Annotated in this window: 20 protein-coding genes and 3 tRNA genes; 5 read left to right on the top strand and 18 right to left on the bottom strand. The window is 31.1% G+C overall.

Features of this window, described 5'->3' with window-relative positions; all coding sequences use genetic code 11:
* Positions 1–18: 18 nt before the first annotated feature.
* Positions 19–366 carry a hypothetical protein gene (locus ABIK75_03600; GenBank protein MEO0090170.1) on the bottom strand — a complete coding sequence of 116 codons (348 nt, stop codon included), beginning with the start codon at positions 364–366 and terminating at the stop codon, positions 19–21.
* Positions 367–480: 114 nt separating this feature from the next.
* On the opposite strand from ABIK75_03600, the gene ABIK75_03595 reads away from it, so the two are divergent.
* From ABIK75_03595 to ABIK75_03585, 3 genes are all read left to right on the top strand, one after another.
* Positions 481–1,617 (top strand): insulinase family protein, encoded by a 1,137-nt coding sequence (locus tag ABIK75_03595; protein ID MEO0090169.1) that lies wholly within the window; start codon positions 481–483, stop codon positions 1,615–1,617.
* Between the two features lie 189 nt (positions 1,618–1,806).
* Positions 1,807–4,452, top strand: a complete 2,646-nt coding sequence (locus ABIK75_03590) for a choice-of-anchor J domain-containing protein (protein MEO0090168.1) — start codon at positions 1,807–1,809, stop codon at positions 4,450–4,452.
* 135 nt (positions 4,453–4,587) lie between these two features.
* Positions 4,588–6,063 carry a GreA/GreB family elongation factor gene (locus tag ABIK75_03585; GenBank protein MEO0090167.1) on the top strand — a complete coding sequence of 492 codons (1,476 nt, stop codon included), beginning with the start codon at positions 4,588–4,590 and terminating at the stop codon, positions 6,061–6,063.
* On the opposite strand, the gene ABIK75_03580 is transcribed toward ABIK75_03585, so the two are convergent.
* Positions 5,992–6,705 (bottom strand): polyprenol monophosphomannose synthase, encoded by a 714-nt coding sequence (locus tag ABIK75_03580; protein ID MEO0090166.1) that lies wholly within the window; start codon positions 6,703–6,705, stop codon positions 5,992–5,994. The two genes, ABIK75_03585 and ABIK75_03580, sit on opposite strands and share 72 nt — an antisense overlap.
* Positions 6,706–6,786: 81 nt before the next feature.
* Between ABIK75_03580 and ABIK75_03575 the strand changes: the two genes are divergently transcribed.
* Both ABIK75_03575 and ABIK75_03570 read left to right on the top strand, forming a co-directional pair.
* Positions 6,787–6,881: transfer RNA gene (locus tag ABIK75_03575), tRNA-Sec, on the top strand.
* Positions 6,882–6,923: 42 nt separating this feature from the next.
* Entirely contained in the window at positions 6,924–8,831 is a 1,908-nt protein-coding gene (locus ABIK75_03570) for a hypothetical protein (GenBank protein ID MEO0090165.1), read from the top strand.
* On the opposite strand, the gene ABIK75_03565 is transcribed toward ABIK75_03570, so the two are convergent.
* The 16 genes from ABIK75_03565 to ABIK75_03490 form a co-directional block, all read right to left on the bottom strand.
* Positions 8,828–9,721, bottom strand: a complete 894-nt coding sequence (locus ABIK75_03565; GenBank protein MEO0090164.1) for an ROK family protein — start codon at positions 9,719–9,721, stop codon at positions 8,828–8,830. The genes ABIK75_03570 and ABIK75_03565 overlap by 4 nt on opposite strands.
* Positions 9,696–10,793 (bottom strand): hypothetical protein, encoded by a 1,098-nt coding sequence (locus ABIK75_03560; protein ID MEO0090163.1) that lies wholly within the window; start codon positions 10,791–10,793, stop codon positions 9,696–9,698. Before ABIK75_03560 ends, ABIK75_03565 begins: the two co-directional genes overlap by 26 nt.
* Positions 10,793–11,158 (bottom strand): hypothetical protein, encoded by a 366-nt coding sequence (locus tag ABIK75_03555; protein MEO0090162.1) that lies wholly within the window; start codon positions 11,156–11,158, stop codon positions 10,793–10,795. The genes ABIK75_03560 and ABIK75_03555 overlap by 1 nt, the downstream gene beginning before the upstream one ends.
* Entirely contained in the window at positions 11,155–11,943 is a 789-nt protein-coding gene (locus ABIK75_03550; GenBank protein ID MEO0090161.1) for a radical SAM protein, read from the bottom strand. Before ABIK75_03550 ends, ABIK75_03555 begins: the two co-directional genes overlap by 4 nt.
* Entirely contained in the window at positions 11,921–12,754 is an 834-nt protein-coding gene (locus tag ABIK75_03545) for a hypothetical protein (protein MEO0090160.1), read from the bottom strand. The genes ABIK75_03550 and ABIK75_03545 overlap by 23 nt, the downstream gene beginning before the upstream one ends.
* 10 nt (positions 12,755–12,764) lie before the next feature.
* Positions 12,765–12,835, bottom strand: a tRNA-Gly gene (locus ABIK75_03540).
* A 43-nt stretch (positions 12,836–12,878) separates the two neighbouring features.
* Positions 12,879–13,352: a mechanosensitive ion channel domain-containing protein gene (locus ABIK75_03535; protein MEO0090159.1), complete on the bottom strand. Its 474-nt coding sequence runs from the start codon at positions 13,350–13,352 to the stop codon at positions 12,879–12,881.
* Complete coding sequence (gene surE, locus ABIK75_03530; GenBank protein MEO0090158.1) at positions 13,353–14,093, bottom strand: 5'/3'-nucleotidase SurE; 741 nt, start codon at positions 14,091–14,093, stop codon at positions 13,353–13,355.
* Positions 14,090–14,863 carry a DUF4097 family beta strand repeat-containing protein gene (locus ABIK75_03525; protein ID MEO0090157.1) on the bottom strand — a complete coding sequence of 258 codons (774 nt, stop codon included), beginning with the start codon at positions 14,861–14,863 and terminating at the stop codon, positions 14,090–14,092. The genes surE and ABIK75_03525 overlap by 4 nt, the downstream gene beginning before the upstream one ends.
* Before the next feature lie 3 nt (positions 14,864–14,866).
* Positions 14,867–15,154 carry a hypothetical protein gene (locus ABIK75_03520; protein MEO0090156.1) on the bottom strand — a complete coding sequence of 96 codons (288 nt, stop codon included), beginning with the start codon at positions 15,152–15,154 and terminating at the stop codon, positions 14,867–14,869.
* A 9-nt stretch (positions 15,155–15,163) separates the two neighbouring features.
* Positions 15,164–15,457 carry an MTH1187 family thiamine-binding protein gene (locus tag ABIK75_03515; protein ID MEO0090155.1) on the bottom strand — a complete coding sequence of 98 codons (294 nt, stop codon included), beginning with the start codon at positions 15,455–15,457 and terminating at the stop codon, positions 15,164–15,166.
* A 13-nt stretch (positions 15,458–15,470) separates the two neighbouring features.
* Positions 15,471–16,490, bottom strand: a complete 1,020-nt coding sequence (locus ABIK75_03510) for a deoxyhypusine synthase (protein ID MEO0090154.1) — start codon at positions 16,488–16,490, stop codon at positions 15,471–15,473.
* Positions 16,487–17,029 (bottom strand): arginine decarboxylase, pyruvoyl-dependent, encoded by a 543-nt coding sequence (locus ABIK75_03505; GenBank protein ID MEO0090153.1) that lies wholly within the window; start codon positions 17,027–17,029, stop codon positions 16,487–16,489. The genes ABIK75_03510 and ABIK75_03505 overlap by 4 nt, the downstream gene beginning before the upstream one ends.
* A 22-nt stretch (positions 17,030–17,051) precedes the next feature.
* Positions 17,052–17,123 (bottom strand) — tRNA-Ala (locus ABIK75_03500).
* A 148-nt stretch (positions 17,124–17,271) separates the two neighbouring features.
* On the bottom strand, positions 17,272–17,790 hold the full coding sequence (locus ABIK75_03495; protein ID MEO0090152.1) for an SBBP repeat-containing protein: 519 nt from the start codon (positions 17,788–17,790) through the stop codon (positions 17,272–17,274).
* Between the two features lie 66 nt (positions 17,791–17,856).
* Positions 17,857–18,375, bottom strand: a 519-nt coding sequence (locus ABIK75_03490) for a hypothetical protein (GenBank protein ID MEO0090151.1), incomplete at its 5' end; no start/stop codon positions are given.

Here is an 18,375-nt window from a genome sequence, read left to right as displayed (position 1 = left end):
CTTGTACTATCTCCTATACTATTCCCCCAACGGCAACCTGTCCATCTCTTTCTTTATCTTTAACATTATCTTCTTCTCTAATCCGCGCATTAACCACTTATGAAAACATACCCCCGTTTCTTTTTCTAACCGCTTACTTATGTATCTCCTTTTTAACCCATATAATTCCCGGGCAAAAGAATAGTAAGAGATATATTCGGTAGGAATTTGGTAATCATTAAGGATCTTACTAACGAGACCATCAATCTCAGCCAATATTTTTGCCTCTCTTTTATAATTCTCTGCCATCTTTTCTATTAGAGAGTTAGGAAAATAAATATCCAGTTTCTTTTTATACCTTTTAATCCTTTCTTCATAGTTTCTCATACTCTCCTCCTTTTTATTTATCTTTCTCCTCTATATATATAACGAAAAAGAACCCCAAAAGGTTACCAGAAATTTTATTATTGATTTTTTATTTTTTAAATTTATTATAAGCATATGAAATGCTTAGTTATTAGAGAACCTTCTAAAGAATTAATTCATTGCATTATTGGCATCAATCAGGGCTGGCGACATGAAAAACCTGGTAAAAGAGGAATTACCCATCTATTAGAACACGTAATATTTTTTGGCAATAAATCTTATCCTAATCCCGATGAAGAAGCAGCAAGATACGGTGTAGAATTAGAAGGAATGACCCTTGAAGAAAAGACTTTGTTTTATTTCACCTCTCTTAAAAAAGATTTTTCTAAGATATTAAATATGTTCCTATCAATAATTTTCCATCCGGAATTTGATGAAGTAAAATTAGAAAAGGAGAAAAAAGAGAAGATAATTACAGCAATAATAAATGAAGCCGATTATCCACCTTGGGATTTAGCAGAAGAATGGGCAGAAAATTTGATATTCAATTGGCAATTTAAAACCAGTTTGGGAACTAAAAAAGATATAGAATCTATCAATAGAAAAGATTTAATTTTATGGCATAAAAAATATTACTGGGAAGGGAATAGTTTTATCTTAATTTATGGAGATATAAAAGAAAAAGAAATAGAAAAATTGATTGAAAATGCTCATATTCCAAAAAGGGGTGAAATGCCTTTGCCCTATTATGTAAATCATAATAAAAAAGAGATTTATATTAAAAAAGTAGGTATGAAGAATGTTGAGACTGTTTACGGATTTGAAATTAAAAGGTATGATATCTCCTGGGAAGTTTTAAAAACTATCCTTCACGATTATTTAGAAGATAAATTAGAAAAATATACTTATATGATAGATTTAAAATTGAAATGGACAAATACTAATGGCGGACTTTTTATCTATCTTGGTATCTCATCTCCAAAATATATTAAAGAAGTTGATAAAAATCTGTGGATAACTTTAAGAAATTTAGAAATAGATAAGAAAAAGTTAGATTTAGTAAAAAAGATAATAAATATTGAAATAATTAAAATGAAAGAAGAAGGCGAAAAGGGGCTTTTAAAATTTATCTCTTTCAACCCCTTTTTAAAATATAAAGATTTTAAAGAAATGATAGAAGAAGTAAAGAAAATAGAGAAAGAAGAGGCTTTAAATTTAACAAAAGAATTATTAACAAAAGAAAATATGGTTAAAGTAAGTGTCGGACCATAGTCGCATATAAAAAGTCCTTCAATTTTAAAAAGTTACAATTTAATTAAATATATGTCGCATCATAATTAAATTTTAATTTTGTAATATTTTTAAGCCCTTAAAAACTATAAACTTATTAAAAATATTTTTCTAAATTATGGCATTAAAAATGTATTTTTATAATTGAAATAAATTTAGCAGGAGGTGTGTATGTTTTATCTTAAAAATAAAAATGTATTAGTTTTAAGTATTATTATATTCTCTTTCGTCTTTTCTAATATTCTTAATGAGAGTTTTTCTGACAGAAAATTTCCGCCGGAGGGGTGGCAGATATATAATATGGATAATGGTATTGTCTGTTGGCGACGCTCACCAGCAAAAAACTATTCACCACCGGCTTGCGCCCGCAGTAGATTTGAAAGAAAGAATATAAGAAATGATGACTGGCTTGTAACCAAACAACTTTTCCCTGTTCCAGGTAAAGATACATTAAAATTCTATTATCGGGCACATAATAAAAATTTCCGAGAATCTTTAGAAGTCTGGGTATCAATTACGGGTAATAAACCGGAAAATTTCTATGCCCGAGTCGATGCCTTTGGTTTTAAGGGCAAAGAATATTCTTTAAGAGTAATTCCTTTAAACCAATTTGACTCAATTCCTATCTTTATTGCTTTTAGGAATGTCGGACTCTTTGGTGTTAACTCCTGTTATATTGATGACGTCTCCGGTGTCCGATTAACTCCTTATGATGTTGGTGTAATCAATATTATTAGACCAAGAAAGATAGAAGTTCCTTCTTTAATTTATCCAAAAGTAACCATTAAGAATTTTGGCACAGAAGCGGCTAACAATTTTAGTTTAGAAATTAGTATCAAAAATAATAATAATCAATTAGTTTATTATACCATAATTGATAATCTCTATTTAGCACCAGAAGAAACTTTAACTATTCAAGCATCTACTCCTTGGAATGCTTCGACTGGTGAATATGTTGCTATTGCGAAAACCCAATTTTCCTTAGATAAAAATCCCTATAATGATGAATTAACGAAAAATGTTTTAGTATATGAAGGCGAATATCATGATGTTGGAATAAAAGAAATTATCTATCCGGTTGGTTATGTACCACAAGGAGAAGTTATTCCAGTAGGACTTTTTGAAAACTGTGGCAATTGTGATGAAGAATTTCTTGCAATTTGCGAAATCTATTTAGATGACCAGATTATTTACGGTGATACAATATCAACAACAATGGAAAGATTTAGTGAAAGAGAAATTTCTTTTACTCCTTTTAATGTAGGCGAAAATGAATATAAGATTGTGATGAAGGTAATATTAGCAAATGATATGGATTTAAGTAATAATGAAAAGTTTGATTATTTCTATTCTGATAACGATTTCTCATTAAGTTCCCGTGATGTTGGTTTAATTGAAATTTTACAACCAATTGGCGAATATGAGACCGATATCCTCATTTCACCTGAAGTAAAAGTAAAGAATTATAGTTATCATACCGAAACATTCAAAATTACTTTCCTTATTAAGAATAGCAAAGATGAATTAATCTATTCTCAAGATAAAATGGTTTATGCCTTAGGTGAAAATGAAGAAAGGATTATCTATTTCCCAATGTTTAGAGTTGAAGAAGGTGATTTTAGTGTCTTAGCCTATCTTAATAATATTTATGACCAGAATCCCGCAAATGATACTTTAGTTGGCACCTTTAGCGGTAAAAAACCTTATATCCCACCACCTGGATTTTCTGGCTGGGTATTAAGAAGAGATATGCCTATTTTAGAATACAGTCCATATCGAATTGGTTCCGGCGGTGCTTTAACATTTATCAATGACTATCTCTATGCGACCAAAGGAAATAATACTTTTGAATTTTATAAATATAACCCTCGCTTGGATAAGTGGTACCAAGAACCTGATATTCCAAAGGGAGAGAAAAACAAAGGCATGAAAGGTGGTGCCTTAACAAGTGGTAATAATAAAATCTATCTTGTGAAAGGAAATAAAACAAACGAATTTTATGCTTATGATTTAGAAACCAAAAACTGGGAAAAACTAAAAGACATCCCTGGCAAAATAAAAGATGGCGCTTCAATTGTATATTTAGAGAACGAAAACGGTAAATTCCTCTATTTAACTCTCGGTGGTGGCTCTGATAAATTCCTTTGCTATGATATTGAAAAAGATACTTTTATTTTCTTAAAGGATATTCCTAAAGGAACTCTTAATAAAGGAGCAGTAAAAGGAAGTGCCTTAGTTAATTTCCAAAACCAATACCTCTATTTCTTAAAAGGAAAGAGTAACGAATTTTATGTCTATAATGTTGCCCTTGATTCTTGGGAAACAAGAGAACCGATGCCTCTCTTCTTTACACCAAGCGCTATGAAGAAAAAAACAGCCGGACCCGGTGCTTCTTTAACAACCGATAACGAAAAATATATTTATGCCTTAAAAGGAAATAATACTACTGAGTTCTATCTTTATAATATTGAAAATAATGAATGGCTACCTTTAGAACCGATTCCAACCGAACCTTTCAATAAGAAAGTAAAGGATGGCGGTGCTTTATCTTATGTTAATGGCTGGATTTATGCCTTAAAAGGAAATAAGACATTAGAACTCTGGCTTTATATTCCACCTCAAGAACTTTATTCTATAAAGAAAAGCGAAGAGAAAAAAGGTATTACCTCTTGGAAGACAATTTCTTTAGAGAGCCTAAAACAAAAGAATATCTCTATCTATAATACCACTGGTAGCAAAGTAGAAAAGAGAATTAAAAGGGGAGTCTATTTCCTTATCCAAGAGGGTAAAAAAATAAAAAAGGTAATCCTCTACTAACAAGGATGGCGTTTCTGGGCCTCCCTTCCTAAACTCCTTCCTCCTTTCGCCTGGCATCCCTTCAAATAGGATAAAGGCCCAGAAACGCCTTTTTACCTTCTTGACGAAGCCCAAAATTCTTTATATAATTTTAAAATGAAAATTATTGAAGAAATTAAAAATTTAATAAAACAGAAGAATTTTCCTGAACTGGAAAATTTTTTGCTAAACCTTTTTAGCGAAAATAATGATGTTTCTGGCGAAATTATTTTAACAATAATCGATCTTTTGCCCAAATCAAAAATTGATTTAAAATTAACTTTTTTAAAATTAGCCAAAGACCATTTTTTTTCTTTGAATAGAAAAGAGGATTTATTAAAAGTTCTAAAAAAAATATTTGAATTACAGCCAGAAGAAGAATTAAAAAGGGAAATTAGTGAAGTCTTAAAATCGATCTACCAAGGAGAAGAAGAAAGAAAGTTCTTAGAAAAATCCGAAATTTTTTATACCGATTTAAACAACTTTTTAAAAGCCCTCATCCGCTTAGAAAATTTCTTATACCGCTTTACCCCTGATAAAATAATTTATTATCAAAACGTACCCTACCAAATAATCTCTTACGATTTTCTTTTTGACCAAATGGTTTTAAAAAAGATTGACGAAGAAAAAATTATAAAATATCCCATTGATTTTGTTTTTAATAATTTTTCTTTAACCAGGGAAATTAAAGAAAAGGAGAAAACACCCAATAAACCAACAGCGAAAAAGGTTAAAAACAAAATTGAAATTAAGGAAGAGGAGGTTGAAGAAATTTTTTATTCCTATTTAGAAAAGATTGATGAGTTTGTCTATCTGCTAAAAAACCGATTAAATCTTTTAAAAGAGAAATTTAAGGTTTATCAGATTTTATTAAGAATTGCCGATCTCCTTTCACTAAAGGATAGAAAAGGACACACCGCTTTTCTTAAAAAAATGGTCTTCAGAATTTTGGAAGAAGAGGAAATTGGTGAAAAAGAATTAGAAAATATCAAAGAACGAATCCTTTCTTTACCAATTTTTAAACAGAATGAAAAAGAGGCTCTAAGAATTTTCTTTGAAAAAAAGGAAAAGAAAGTAATCTATCATACTAAAGAAGGAATTGAAAGGGCAAAAATCGAATTAAAAATTCTCAACGAAAAATTAAAAAAGAACGCTGAAGATTTACAAAGGGCAAGAAGTCACGGCGATTTGAGTGAAAATTATGAATACAAAATTGCCAAAGAAGAAAGACACCGACTTTTAAATTGGATAAAACAATTAACGGAGGAATTAAAAATCTCCCAACCGATTGATTTCACTAAAATAACTGCTCAATTTGTTGAACCAGGAACTAAGGTGACACTAAGAGAATTAAAAAGCCACAAAGAATTTGAGTATTTTTTTCTTGGTCCCTTTGATGTCCGTTTTCTTAATTATCCAAAAGAAAAAAATATTATCTCTTACTGCTCACCTTTTGGTGCGAAATTTCTTAATAGAAAAGTTGGTGAGATTGTTGAATTTAATAACGAACAATACGAGATTTTAAAGATTGAAAAGGCGACGGAAGAAGAGTTTCAAAACAAAGATAAAGGCTTGCCCGATAATTCTTTTTGACATTTTGCTCTCACCAGAACGTCTTTCAACAAAGATAATTGGGATTTCCTTTATCTTAAAATTATTTCGCCAGAAGTGCCAATGGATTTCGATCTGAAAGGCATAACCATCCATTTTTAACTTATTTAAATCAATCTTCTTTAATGCCGAAACCTTATAACATTTAAAACCACTTGTTAAGTCCTTTATCGGACAACCAGTTAAAACTCGGGCATAAATATTGGCGAAATAACTTAATAATAATCTCTTTAATGGCCAATTAACTACCGAGATTCCGGAAATATATCGGGAACCAATAACCAAATCGTATTCATTCATCAATGCTAAAAACCGTGGGATATCATTAGGGTTATGAGAAAAATCGGCATCCATTTCAAAACAGTAATCATAATTTTTCTCAATAGCATATTTAAAGCCTAAAATGTAAGCCGTACCCAATCCTAATTTTTTTTCTCTTTTTATCAAATTTATTCTTTTATTCTCCTTTGCCATTTCTTCTACTATTTCATAAGTTTTATCCGGTGAATTATCATCGATTACCAAAACATCAATATCCGGTGAAATATTTAATACCGCATTAATAATATCACGGATATTTTCGGCTTCATTATAGGTAGGAAAAATAATTAAAGTTTTCGACATAAATAATTATAACAATTTTTTAAAGATTGTCAAGTTTGAAGATAATTGATTTTTATTCGAATTTTAATATACTTTTTTATCGGAGGTGGCTGGGTGCTGGTGTGCCTGACGGGCTTCAAACCCGCTCGCAAGCCCAAAAGGCTTGTGGTAGGTTCGATTCCTACCCACCTCCGCCAATCTTAAAATTGATTTTTCTTTTTTTAATTATACAATAATTTATGCTTATTCTTGTTACCATTCTTTTCCCTGGTATTTTTTTAATTTTTACCAAGTTTTTTAAAGAAGATTTTTTGCTTCAATTATGTTTTATTATCGCGCTCTCTCTCACTTACTGGATAATTTCCTTTTTTTCTCTTTATTTCTTATCGTGGGATTTTTGGCTTTGGGGAACAATTATTTTTTGTGTAGTTTTATTTTTAATTCTTATCTTTCTAAAAAAAGAAAAAAAATTTAAAATCTCTTTACCAATAAAATATTTAGTTATTTTAGCCGCTCTGGGATTTTTAAGATTTTTACCAAGTCTTATTAACGAAGCACCTGCTGGTGGCGATATGAGTATGCACACTTATAATAGCGCACTGGTACTTTTATGGAAAGGGATTCCTAAGAATTATCAACCAATTTTTAATATGCCAGGATTTGGTGCCCATGGTGTGGGATTTCCGGTTTTAGCAGCCATCTGGTCAACCTTAGGAAAAATCCCCCCTTATCGGAGTTCTTTTTTTCTTGCTCTTTTTTCTCACTTCTTAATTCTCCTGGGCTTTTATGCTTTTTTACGTTGTTATTTTAATCCCAATATCTCCTTTATCACTGCTGTTGCCTTAACAATATTATCCCGCGACCCCCAACAGTATCTTCACTGGGGCGGCAACCCCTCAGTATTATCATTTTTCTTTCTTCTTTGTGCTTACTATTTCTTTTATCAAGAGATTAATAAAAATGAAATTTCTTTGGTAAATATTTTTCTATTATCCCTTCTTCTTTCTGCAGCCTTTTTAACCCATTTTATGCCCTTTCTTGCTTTTATTTTTATCTTGCTTTTCTTAACCGGTTGGCAAATTATCAAACAGATCACTTTTGCGAAAAAATATTTTATTAAAATTCTATTAACATTAACAATTTCCCTTCCCTTAGTCCTTCCTTACGGAATAATTTTTAAAAAAGTTGAAATTTCTTCGAGGGAATGGCACACAATTTTTGATTGGAATCTCTATCTTTGGAATTACGCAAAAGAGTTAATTTTACAACCAATAACAAGCCGTCTTGCTATTCTTCAAAAAATAAATCCAAATTATCTATTACCCTTGGCAATGAGTATCCGAATAGGAACTCCGATATTTCTTTTAACGCTTATTGGATTTTTTACAAATATTAAAAAAAGAGAATTCCTAATTGAAGTTATTAAACTTTTAATCATTCCTTTATTTCTTCTCTATTTAAATCTTTTTAAACCTTCTTATTTTAGTCTGTTATTTTACCCAGACCGTACATCTCTTTTTATTTTTTTACCGGCTGCCCTTCTTATTGCTGCGCTTTTTAAATTATTAAAGCCGATAAAAAAATTGTCGATTCTAATTTCAATTTATGGGATTCTATTTTGTTGCACCTTAATAATATGGAAAGTTAATAATAAAGAGTTTTCTAAAGAAGAGATTGCCCGCCGGTCGCCTATCAAATTAGTGATTGAAGAGTTTTTAGGAAGAAATTTTTATCATTATCTCTTTAATAACCAATCTTATGCGGTAACTAAGAATGATTTAAAGGCTTTTCAATGGATAAAAAGAAATCTGCCGGCTAAAGAACCAATACTGGTAAACTATGGCGACGCTGGCATCTGGCTACCGGGAATTCTTTATCGACCCACTTATCCCGCCCATATTCTCTTCACCCTTTTTGATGAATACGAAAATTCCTTTCAAAATTCTCTATTTCACTATATTTATATTGGTGAAAAACAAAGTTATCCCCAATCTATTTTTTTCACTAAGGAATATTGTGATTCTAAACCTGAATTGTTTGAAAGGATATATAATAACGGAGCTTTGATTTACCGAATAAAAAAACCCTTCTCTTTAAAGGAGATACTTCAACAAACAATTATCGAAAATAAAATAAAATTATTTTAAAATTTAGAAAAGTTAACAGCACCAACAATTCCGGCAAGAGTTTTTAAATTAGAGATTTTTATTTTCGGTAAAGAGAAAATATTTTCTTTTAATATTGGTTTAATAGATTTTAATAATAGATTACCCATATTACTTATTCCGCCATTTAGAATAATTATCTCCGGATTAAATAAGTTTGCCAAATTACTTAAAGCAATTGCCAAATAATAAGAATACCTCTCAATTGTTTTTATCGCTTTTTTATCTCCTTTTTTCGCTCTTTCATAAATCTTTTTTGGTGTTAATTCTTTAACTTTTTCTTTATAAAAATCTTCTGCTATTTTTAACATTCCGTAACTTCCTAAATAACTTTCAACACACCCCTTTTTACCACAAGAACATAAATAACCATTAGGAATTAATATGGTGTGACCAAATTCGCTGTTATAAAGGAGACGGCGATCGATAATAATCCCGCTGCCAACGCCAGTCCCTAAGGTTATTGTTATTAAGTTTTTATATCTTTTAGCGTGATAGAAATATTCGCCAATCGCCATCGCATCAGCATCGTTTAAAACAAAAGTTTCTATCTGAAAATATTTTTCGATAATTTCTTTTAAAGGAAGATTTTTTAACCTTGGTAGGTTAGGAGAAAATTTTAATATCCCCTTTTCGTAAAGAAGATAACCGGCAATACCAATTCCAATTTTATTTATCTTATAACCTTTTATAAATTGTTCAATAATATTTATCAAATAGTTAATAAACTCTTTATTATCAAAATCTCTCTGATTTTTAAAAATTCTTTTTTTAATAATCTTATTGTTATTTTTTACCAAACCAATTTTGATGTTAGTACCGCCAATATCTATTCCTAAAGAAAAATTAAATAGGTCTATCTTTCTTTTCATAAATCTTTTTTAATAATTCCCTATCTTCCTTTTTTAATTTTTCACCTCTTCTTGCCATAACTATTTCCATCGTTTTTATCAATCTTTTAAAATCCCATTTTTTATTTTTGTCCCAATAGAAAGAAGGATAAAATTTTTCACAAGGACCACCTTTTTTAATATTCACACAGATTCCCAAAATGGCACCAGTAGGAATTAAGGTACCAATTGCTGTTTTTGTATGGTCGCCGATGACACAACCAAATTTTAACATTTTAGTGTCATAAATTTTATTTTTTATCTTTATTTTCACCGAAGAATAGTTGTTTTTTAAATCGGAATTTGTTGTGTAAGCACCCAAATTTACCCAACTACCAATATAGGAATGACCAATAAAACCTTCGTGATGTTTATTTACAAAATCTAAAAAAACGCTTGCCTCAATCTCTCCCGAAATCCGACAGTTTTCACCAATGGTGGTAAAACTACGAATCTTTGCGTTATCAATAACAGTATTTTTCCCAATATAACAGGGACCCTCTAAATAATTAAATCCTTTTAATGTTGCCTCTTCAATTATTATTGGACCTTTCTCTAAATTTAAAATCAACTCTCCTAATATCTTGGTGTTTTTATTTATAAAAACTAAATCCTTTCTGCCATAAATCCGAAAAGAAAAGTTTCTTGCCAATTTCTCTTTTCTGAATGATTTCTGCCAGATAGGTGAAAATTCTGTTTGGCATTTTATTAAATCCCACAAATTTTCCAACAAAAAACCATCAAGATTTATCTCTCTTCTCTCTTTTTTATCATTATATTGATAATAACCCACAACTTGACCTTGATATTTAAAAGTAATATTTTCCTGCCAATCTTCTAACCTCTCTCTTGGTAAAAACCTAATAAGTAGATAATACCCTCTTTCTAAATTGATCGGTAATTTATCAATCTCCCAGATAGCGGTTTTCGGAAAAAGGTTTTTAAAGTAATCAATGATTTTAAAAAAACCCAGCCTCAAAGAAGAAAAGCTTCTCAAATAAGTTAAAGGTAGGAAATTTTTTATTTTTTCATCTTGATAAAGAAATAACTTCATTAAGAAAATATTGCTAAGAAAATTTGAGCAATAATTAAGGAAAGACCGAGTAAAGTTAAATAAGGTTGAAGGGTTTGGCTCGGTGGTAGCCTTCTCTGGTAGTTCCTCTCTTCCCAAATCAAACTTAGCAGGAGAATAATTAAAATGGTAATTCCTAAAAATTTATGTCCAGGTATTCTCTTCCCTTTTCTTATCAATTCACCAAAAATAAAACCAAGGAAGGCCAGGAAAAATAAGATATAAGAGAATTGGCGATACTTTTTAAAAGGATAGGTCCAAATTCCGGCTCTTTGGATTGCTAATTTAAGAACAAAAATACCCAAAATTAAAACAGCAATTTCCAAAAGAATATGAAAAACTATCATCTTTCCAGTCCTAATCTGACTGCTAAAGGAACATTTAAATAAGCCCTTGTTAAAACTTTTGTCTTTTTATGAATTATCTCTTCTAACTTTTTTAGTTTTTCATTAGTAATCGGAGAAACATTTGTCTCAGCAACCGGTCGGTCAGAAGAATAGATTTGAATAAATGCCGGATTGATCTCTTTTATTCTAAAAAGATAATCCTTTAATGCCTTTTTCTCGTAATTATTCTCATTGTTAAAAATAATAAACATTGTTTGAATAGTTATAGGAAATTTCCGAGCAACCTTTTTTAAACCTTTAACAATCTCTTCAAGGGTAATTTTTATTAATGGCCGATTAATCTTTAAGAAAAGTTCTTCATTACCAGCATCTAATTTAAAGATTTTCACATCAATCATCTCTAAGGTTTCATAAGATAAATTAATAATATTAGAAGAATTGGAAAGCAAAGCGATCGGCACCGAAGGAGCATATTTATCCCTCAATTCCTTTACCTTTTTCACTATTCTAGCAAACTCGGGATGTAAAGTAGGTTCACCATTTCCGGAGAAAGTTAGGTAATCGATCGATCGCGGATTATTAAAAAAATCAACTAATGCTTTCTCGATCTCTTCGGTTGAAAAAAAAGTACCCGAAGTTTTTTTTGTTATGCCGTATTGGCAATAAATACAATTAAAACTACAAATTTTTTCTTTTGCTGAGATAATATTAATTCCTAAAGACCGGCCTAATCTTTTACTATTTACTGGACCATAAATAATTTCATTTTTCAGAGGTAGCGGCATCTTTGTAAACAATTATTACCCTTGCTTTTTCTAATAATTTAAGATTATTTAAAGAACCGTGTAAAATTAAAGCATCCTTGTTAGAAATAACGATATCACATTTATTTTTTCCAACAGCCTTTAATCCTGAAAGATAAAGAGGAAAATTTCCGGCTTTTTTATGACGATAAGCAGAATCCAAACTTTTTACATAAGAAACGACACCATTTTCTATTAAACTTAAAGAATCGCAAAAGTTTAAGGAATAAATCTCTTTCAAATCTTCATTATAAATTTTTGGGAAAATCGCTGGTTTTAATGAAAGATGGCGACAGTCAATAATTATACCAGTATATTTTTCTTTAACGATACCAATCTCTTCGTAAGGAATGAGTTTTACCCCTTCAGGAATGGGCATATCTTTTGGCCAAGGTCTCTTACACAATGGACAAGCAAGTTCTCCAATTAAAAACCTTTCACCCGTTTTCTTAGCAATCAAACCAAAAAGATCGGGCTTTAAAGATAAGGAATATTCAATTATCTGACTACCGTCCGAAAGAAAATTCTTTTTCTCTTCTTGGTAATTTAAAAATAAATGGTTAAACCTCCTTTCCACCCGGGGATTTAACAAAAGATACTCTTCTAAAGTCTTATCACTATCGTAGGTAAGTCCGCGAAGATAATTTTTAATCCGATAATTTAAATCTGGAATAGAAAAAGTGTCTAAAGGTTCTTTTATAAACCTTGCTTCCCAATTATCATAATCAAAATAAATTTTAAATGCCAAAACCGGTAAAGAAAAGAAAAAGAGTATTAAGGATATCTTTCTCATAATTTTTACCAGCGGGTAAGGGGATTCGAACCCCCACTAAAGCCTTGGGAAGGCTTCGTGCTACCATTACACTATACCCGCTTATTTAATTATTATATTTAAATTATTTTTTAAAGTCAATTAATTACTCTTTGGTTTCTTTTATAATTACCGGATTGGTTAAGGTGTTTACATTGGGAATTAAAATCTTTTCGCCGTTATCTTTTTCAATCAAAGTATATCGCAAATTAATACTCCTAACAATTCCCGCTAAACCCTGAATTTCTATTTTATCACCAATTTTAAAAGGTCGCATAATTAATAAAAGTAAACCAGCAATAATGTTTCTCATAATATCGCTTAATGCCCAACTGATAGTTAAACCAATAATTCCAGCACCAGCAATTAAACCGGTAATGTTTATTTTTAAGTATCCTAAAACTATTAATAAACCAATAAAAAGGATAGCATAAAATATAACCCGGTCTATTAATCTCACTATCCGTTTTTCTATATTCTTTTGTTTTAATGTTTTGTTTATTAACTTACTGAGAAAAAAGGAAAGAAAAATAAATAATAAACTTAAAAATATCGCAACAATTATCCTTTTGATTGCCATTTAAAAATTTAGAAGGTTCTTAAATCTTTTCTCTAATTTTTTTATTACTTTGTAATTGGTCATATCTAAATGGAGGGGAGTTATTGAAATATATCCTTTTTCTATCGCATCAAAATCAGTCCCTCTTTTCTTAACAAAATCCATCTCACCATCAATTATATAGCACAAATCATTGCCATTCTTTACTGGAATTGCCATATCTTTATATATCCTTTTGCCCAATTTTGTTATCTTTATTCCTTTTATCTCTTTATTAGGAATATTGATATTTAAAAAGGTCATCTTGGGTAAGCCATATTTTAAGATATTTTTTGCTAAGTTATATATTAAATCTAAGGCAATATCCAAGTTTTTATTATTCTCCACAAAGGAGACCGCAAAGGAATTAATTCCCAAAATTGTTCCTTCTAAGGCACAGGCAACTGTTCCCGAATATAAAATATCTTCTCCCAAATTGGGACTATCATTTATTCCGGCAATTAAAAGGTCAACCTTCTTATTGGAAATAGCATGATAAAAAAGTAAAACCGCATCAGTAGGTGTGCCAAAGACACTATACCAGTTCTTTTTTATCTCACAAATCTTTATCGGCTTTCTTAAAGTAAAAGAATGGCTGGCTGCTGAACGATTCTCTTCCGAAGCACAAACATAAACCTCGCCCAAATCTTTTAACTTCTCATAAAGATACTCCAAAGAAGGAGAATGAATTCCGTCGTCATTAGTCAAAAGGATCTTTTTCATAAGTTGCTTTTTCTTATTTTTGTTTTGCCAAATTCATTTCTTATTTTTATCAAGTTTCCTTGTTTGTTAATCACTCCTTTTAAATAGTTTTCTTTCTCTTCAATAATCTCTATGGAAAATTCACAATCCAATTTTTCTCTTTTACCAAAAAATTCTAAATTGGCTTCGATATTTTCTTTCAATTCTAATAATATTTCACCACTCTTCGTCGCCAATTCTATTTGAGAAAAGTCATCAACAATTAACTCAATATCGCCCGAAATCGTTTCACCTTTAATCTTACCCGAAAGATTTTTTCCAAAAACCTTTCCAGAAAATGTTTGGAAATCTATTCCTTTCTTAATGGAAAAAATCGCTAATCGACCACTAATCGTTGAAAATTTTATTTCTGTTTGGCAATTAGTTTCAATCTTTAAGTTACCTTTTAAAGAGGAAATTTTTAAAAATTCCTTTTCACTATTTACTTTACTAAAACCAGTTTTTTCAATTCTTATCTCGGAAATCTCTTTGCCAAAAATTTCAATATCACCACTAACACTTTCAATAATTATCTTCTCGCGCGGAGAAAGAAAAAGGGTCTCATAATGGGTTTTTAAAGAATCACCAATCTTTATAAAAATCTCACTTATCACTTCCGGAATCTCTTCAAAGATTTCAAAAAAAGAGGTACGTTTCTCTTTCTTACTTAAAAGTTCTAATAATCTTATCGCCTCCTCAGCAGTTATCTTCCCTTCTTCTAATAACCTTAATATCCTTTCCCTTTCATCCATTAATTAAACTTTTTTATATTCCTCCTCTTTTAATTTTAACTCCTCCTCTAATTTCTTAATCTCCAAAATTACTTCTTTTACTTTTTCATCTTCGGCAATGTCAGTTTTACCTTCATTAATCAATTGATAAACCAAACCACCCAAATAAGAGAATTTTTTATCAATCTCCCGATTTAAAGAACTGATTTGCATCTTTAGCCTTCCCTTTTTTGATAAATCTTCAGTCTCTTTTAATACTTGCTTTGTTGTATCCTCTAACCAATTTTTCACCTTTTCCCATAAAGAAGACATTAAAACCTCCTATTCACTAATTACTTTTTTTACTTTATCCTCCATTGTCTGATATTTATCAATCCGCTCATCAATCTTAATAGTCGTTAATACCCTTTGGCAACCAAGAACAAAAAGGTGTTGATGAATTACCTTTATTAAATCAAAGATTTTTACCAAATCACCTTCAATCGTTGTGCCCATCGGATTTACCTGATATTTTAAACCCGATTTTTTGATAATCTCGACAGCCTCTTTTACAAAATTACTCACACTTGGTGTGTTAGTGCCTACCGGCACAACACTAATATCAACAATTGCCATAACCTCCTCCTTTTTAAATTACTTTAAAATTCTCTTTATCTAAATCTTTAAATTGAATAACTTTCTCTCTCTTTATCTTTTTCTGTGCCAAAGCAGAAACAATAATTGGTAAAGCAATTGTAGCATCACAATAACAGGTAATCATCTTCGCATCTAAGGCAATCTTTCCCCAAGATTGGGCTTCTGAAAAAGTACAACCAGAAAGACCTCCCCACTGGGGTGAATCCATTGTAAATTGAATCGCATAAGAATGGCCATAAGTTTTAAATCCAATATAAGGTGCGGTCACTTCGGTCTGCTGGATAAAATTCTTGGGCACACCACCACCAATATAGATAACTCCAGATTTTTTTAAAGAAGTGAGATAAGCGGTCTCATAAACATCTTTTATTATATCAAATTTAATATCCAATTTTCCTTTTCTTTTTCCTTCGGTTAAGGCAATACCAATTGAAGAATCACCAATCGCCGGACAATAAATTGGAAGATTATATTTATAAGCCGTATTTAAAATTCCTTCTTCTTTAAATTGGGATAGTTCTTTACCCAAAAGATAAAGGAATTCTCTTGTTGTATATAATCTCTTTTGATCAAACTTTTCACAAAGAGAAATAATAAAATTATCGGTCTCAATAAACTCATCTTCACTAGCAAAGGTATCATAAATTCTATCAATCTTACATTTTCTTAATAAAGTATCATCCACACAAGGATTTCCAAGATAATGATACTTTCCCCTTATTTCGTGAATATCGTGAAAAAGATTGGCACCCGTAGAAACAAGACAATCAATTAGCCGCTCTTTTATTAGATAGACAATTATCTTTCTCATTCCTGCCGGAATCATTGCGCCCGCTAAGCCAAAAAAGATTATCACATCATCCAAAAGCATCTTTTCCCAAATGTTTAACGCTAATGCCAATGTCCTTCCCTGAAAAGAAATCTTTTCCATCTTCTTTAAGATATCGTATATCGAATCATCAGAATTTACCTCAAAAGGTTTTGTCGGTTCTTTTAAAAATTCCTTTTTCATGGTATCAAAACCGCACAGGCAATTACGGTTGTCCAAAGACCATTTTTATCACCAATCGCTGTTTGGGTAATATTCATTGTCCGATAGATTTTGCCCGAAATCTTCCAAATCTCTTTTCGCTCATCATAACTGGTATTTGGATCAAACTCTACTCCTAAGGTGGTGGCCAACATTTGGGCTGCCAAGTCTTCAGCATACTCTCCGGCCTTCACCTCTGATTCACCAAAGGAATGGTATTCTGAAAGATAACCATACTGATTTTTATCCCGTGGAATCGCCACACCAACCGAAGCAGCAATCAACCGATGGGGCTCATTAGTGGCATTAGTACTCATTACACAGAAAATAATTTCTCCTGGCATAATATATCTCAAACCCTGCTGCTTGGAGATAATCTTACAACCAGGTGGTAAAATACTTGACACCTGAACAATATTAAACTGGGCAATACCGGCATCCCGCAAAGCCGCTTCAAAAGAAGAAAGTCGATCCCGGTGTTTGCCAACCCCTTTAGTAAAAAAGACTCTTTTGGGAACCATCTACCTTATTTAAGAAAATTTTTGGAGCAGAGCGGATTTGAACCGCCGACCTCCTCGTTGCGAACGAGGCGTTCTCCCACTGAACTACTGCCCCGGCCTTCATTTATGTAAAATTTTAACAAAATTTTTTTATTCGTCAAGCGATTTGGAAAATAAATTAAATTCACTACTTTTCCATTTTTATAAATCGGAAATTTTTCACTACTTCAGAATTAATATTTTCTCTTTACCCTTTTCGGTTTTTACAAAATAGATACCTTTTTTAGTTTGTTTTCTTTTACAAGTTTGCCAGAAACATCGTAGGTTTTCTTGGCTTCATAAAAACCTGATTTCTCTTCTCTTTTTATCTTCCCTTCACTCATACCCGGTTGTTCTTGAATATACTTAATTGTCGCATAGTCATAATAAGTGCCAGAGCCCTGACTATAACCAGTAACATACACATTACCATTGTTATCAACAAAAAGAGCAGTCGCATAATCATAACCATTTCCTGGACCATTATACCTTCTTATCCATAATAAGTTGCCATTTGCATCATACTTCAAGGTCGCATAGTCATAATAAGTGCCAGAGCCCTGACTATAACCAGTAACATAGACATTGCCATTGTTATCAACAAAAAGAGCGGTAGCAGAATCATTACCATTTGTTGGACCATTATACCTTCTTACCCAAGCAGTATCAACCTGGGAGAATAAAAGAGTAGGAATAAGAGAAAGAAAAGTTAAAAGAAAAAATTTTAAGTTATTTACTTTCATTTTTAACCTCCTTTTTAAATCATTTGCCGTAACTCCACTTTAATTTTAACTATTTTATATATTATGTCAATTCTCATCACCTTCTAAAATCTCATTAAGACGATATTTATCAACAAGGTCTTGCGGTATCGGAATGCCGGCATCCCTCATCGCCTTTAAATGCTTCCTTATACGCCACCACTTCTCATCTTGATACTCATCAAAAGTTAAACCTCTCTTTTTACAATGAGAGCTCTTATTGATATCTGAACTCTTATTGCTATCTGAAGCCTCACCAAAATTTTTACAAATCTCTTTGAACTCTTTGCTATCTCCTATCCTACAAAGACCCGAATTTGGGAATCTATTTTCACATTTATCAGGTATCTTTTGGGTATTCTCACTATTATTCTCCTCTTTCTTAACCTCTTCTACCTTTTTATTTAAACTTTCCACTCCCTTTCCAACCTCCCTTCCGTTCTCACTTCCGTTCTGCCTTCCGTTACTACCTAAGATATTTTTAAAGATATTGCTAAAGATATTATTAAAGATATTATTAGGATTGATTGATAATTTATTACTAATCTCTTTTATTATTCTATTTAT

The organism is candidate division WOR-3 bacterium, assembly GCA_039801725.1.
In the GTDB taxonomy this organism is placed as follows: Bacteria; Hydrothermota; Tepidihabitantia; order Tepidihabitantales; family DTDR01; genus DTDR01.
The sequence above is the reverse complement of the archived record's forward strand: the minus strand, read 5'-3'. Positions and strand labels throughout refer to the sequence as shown.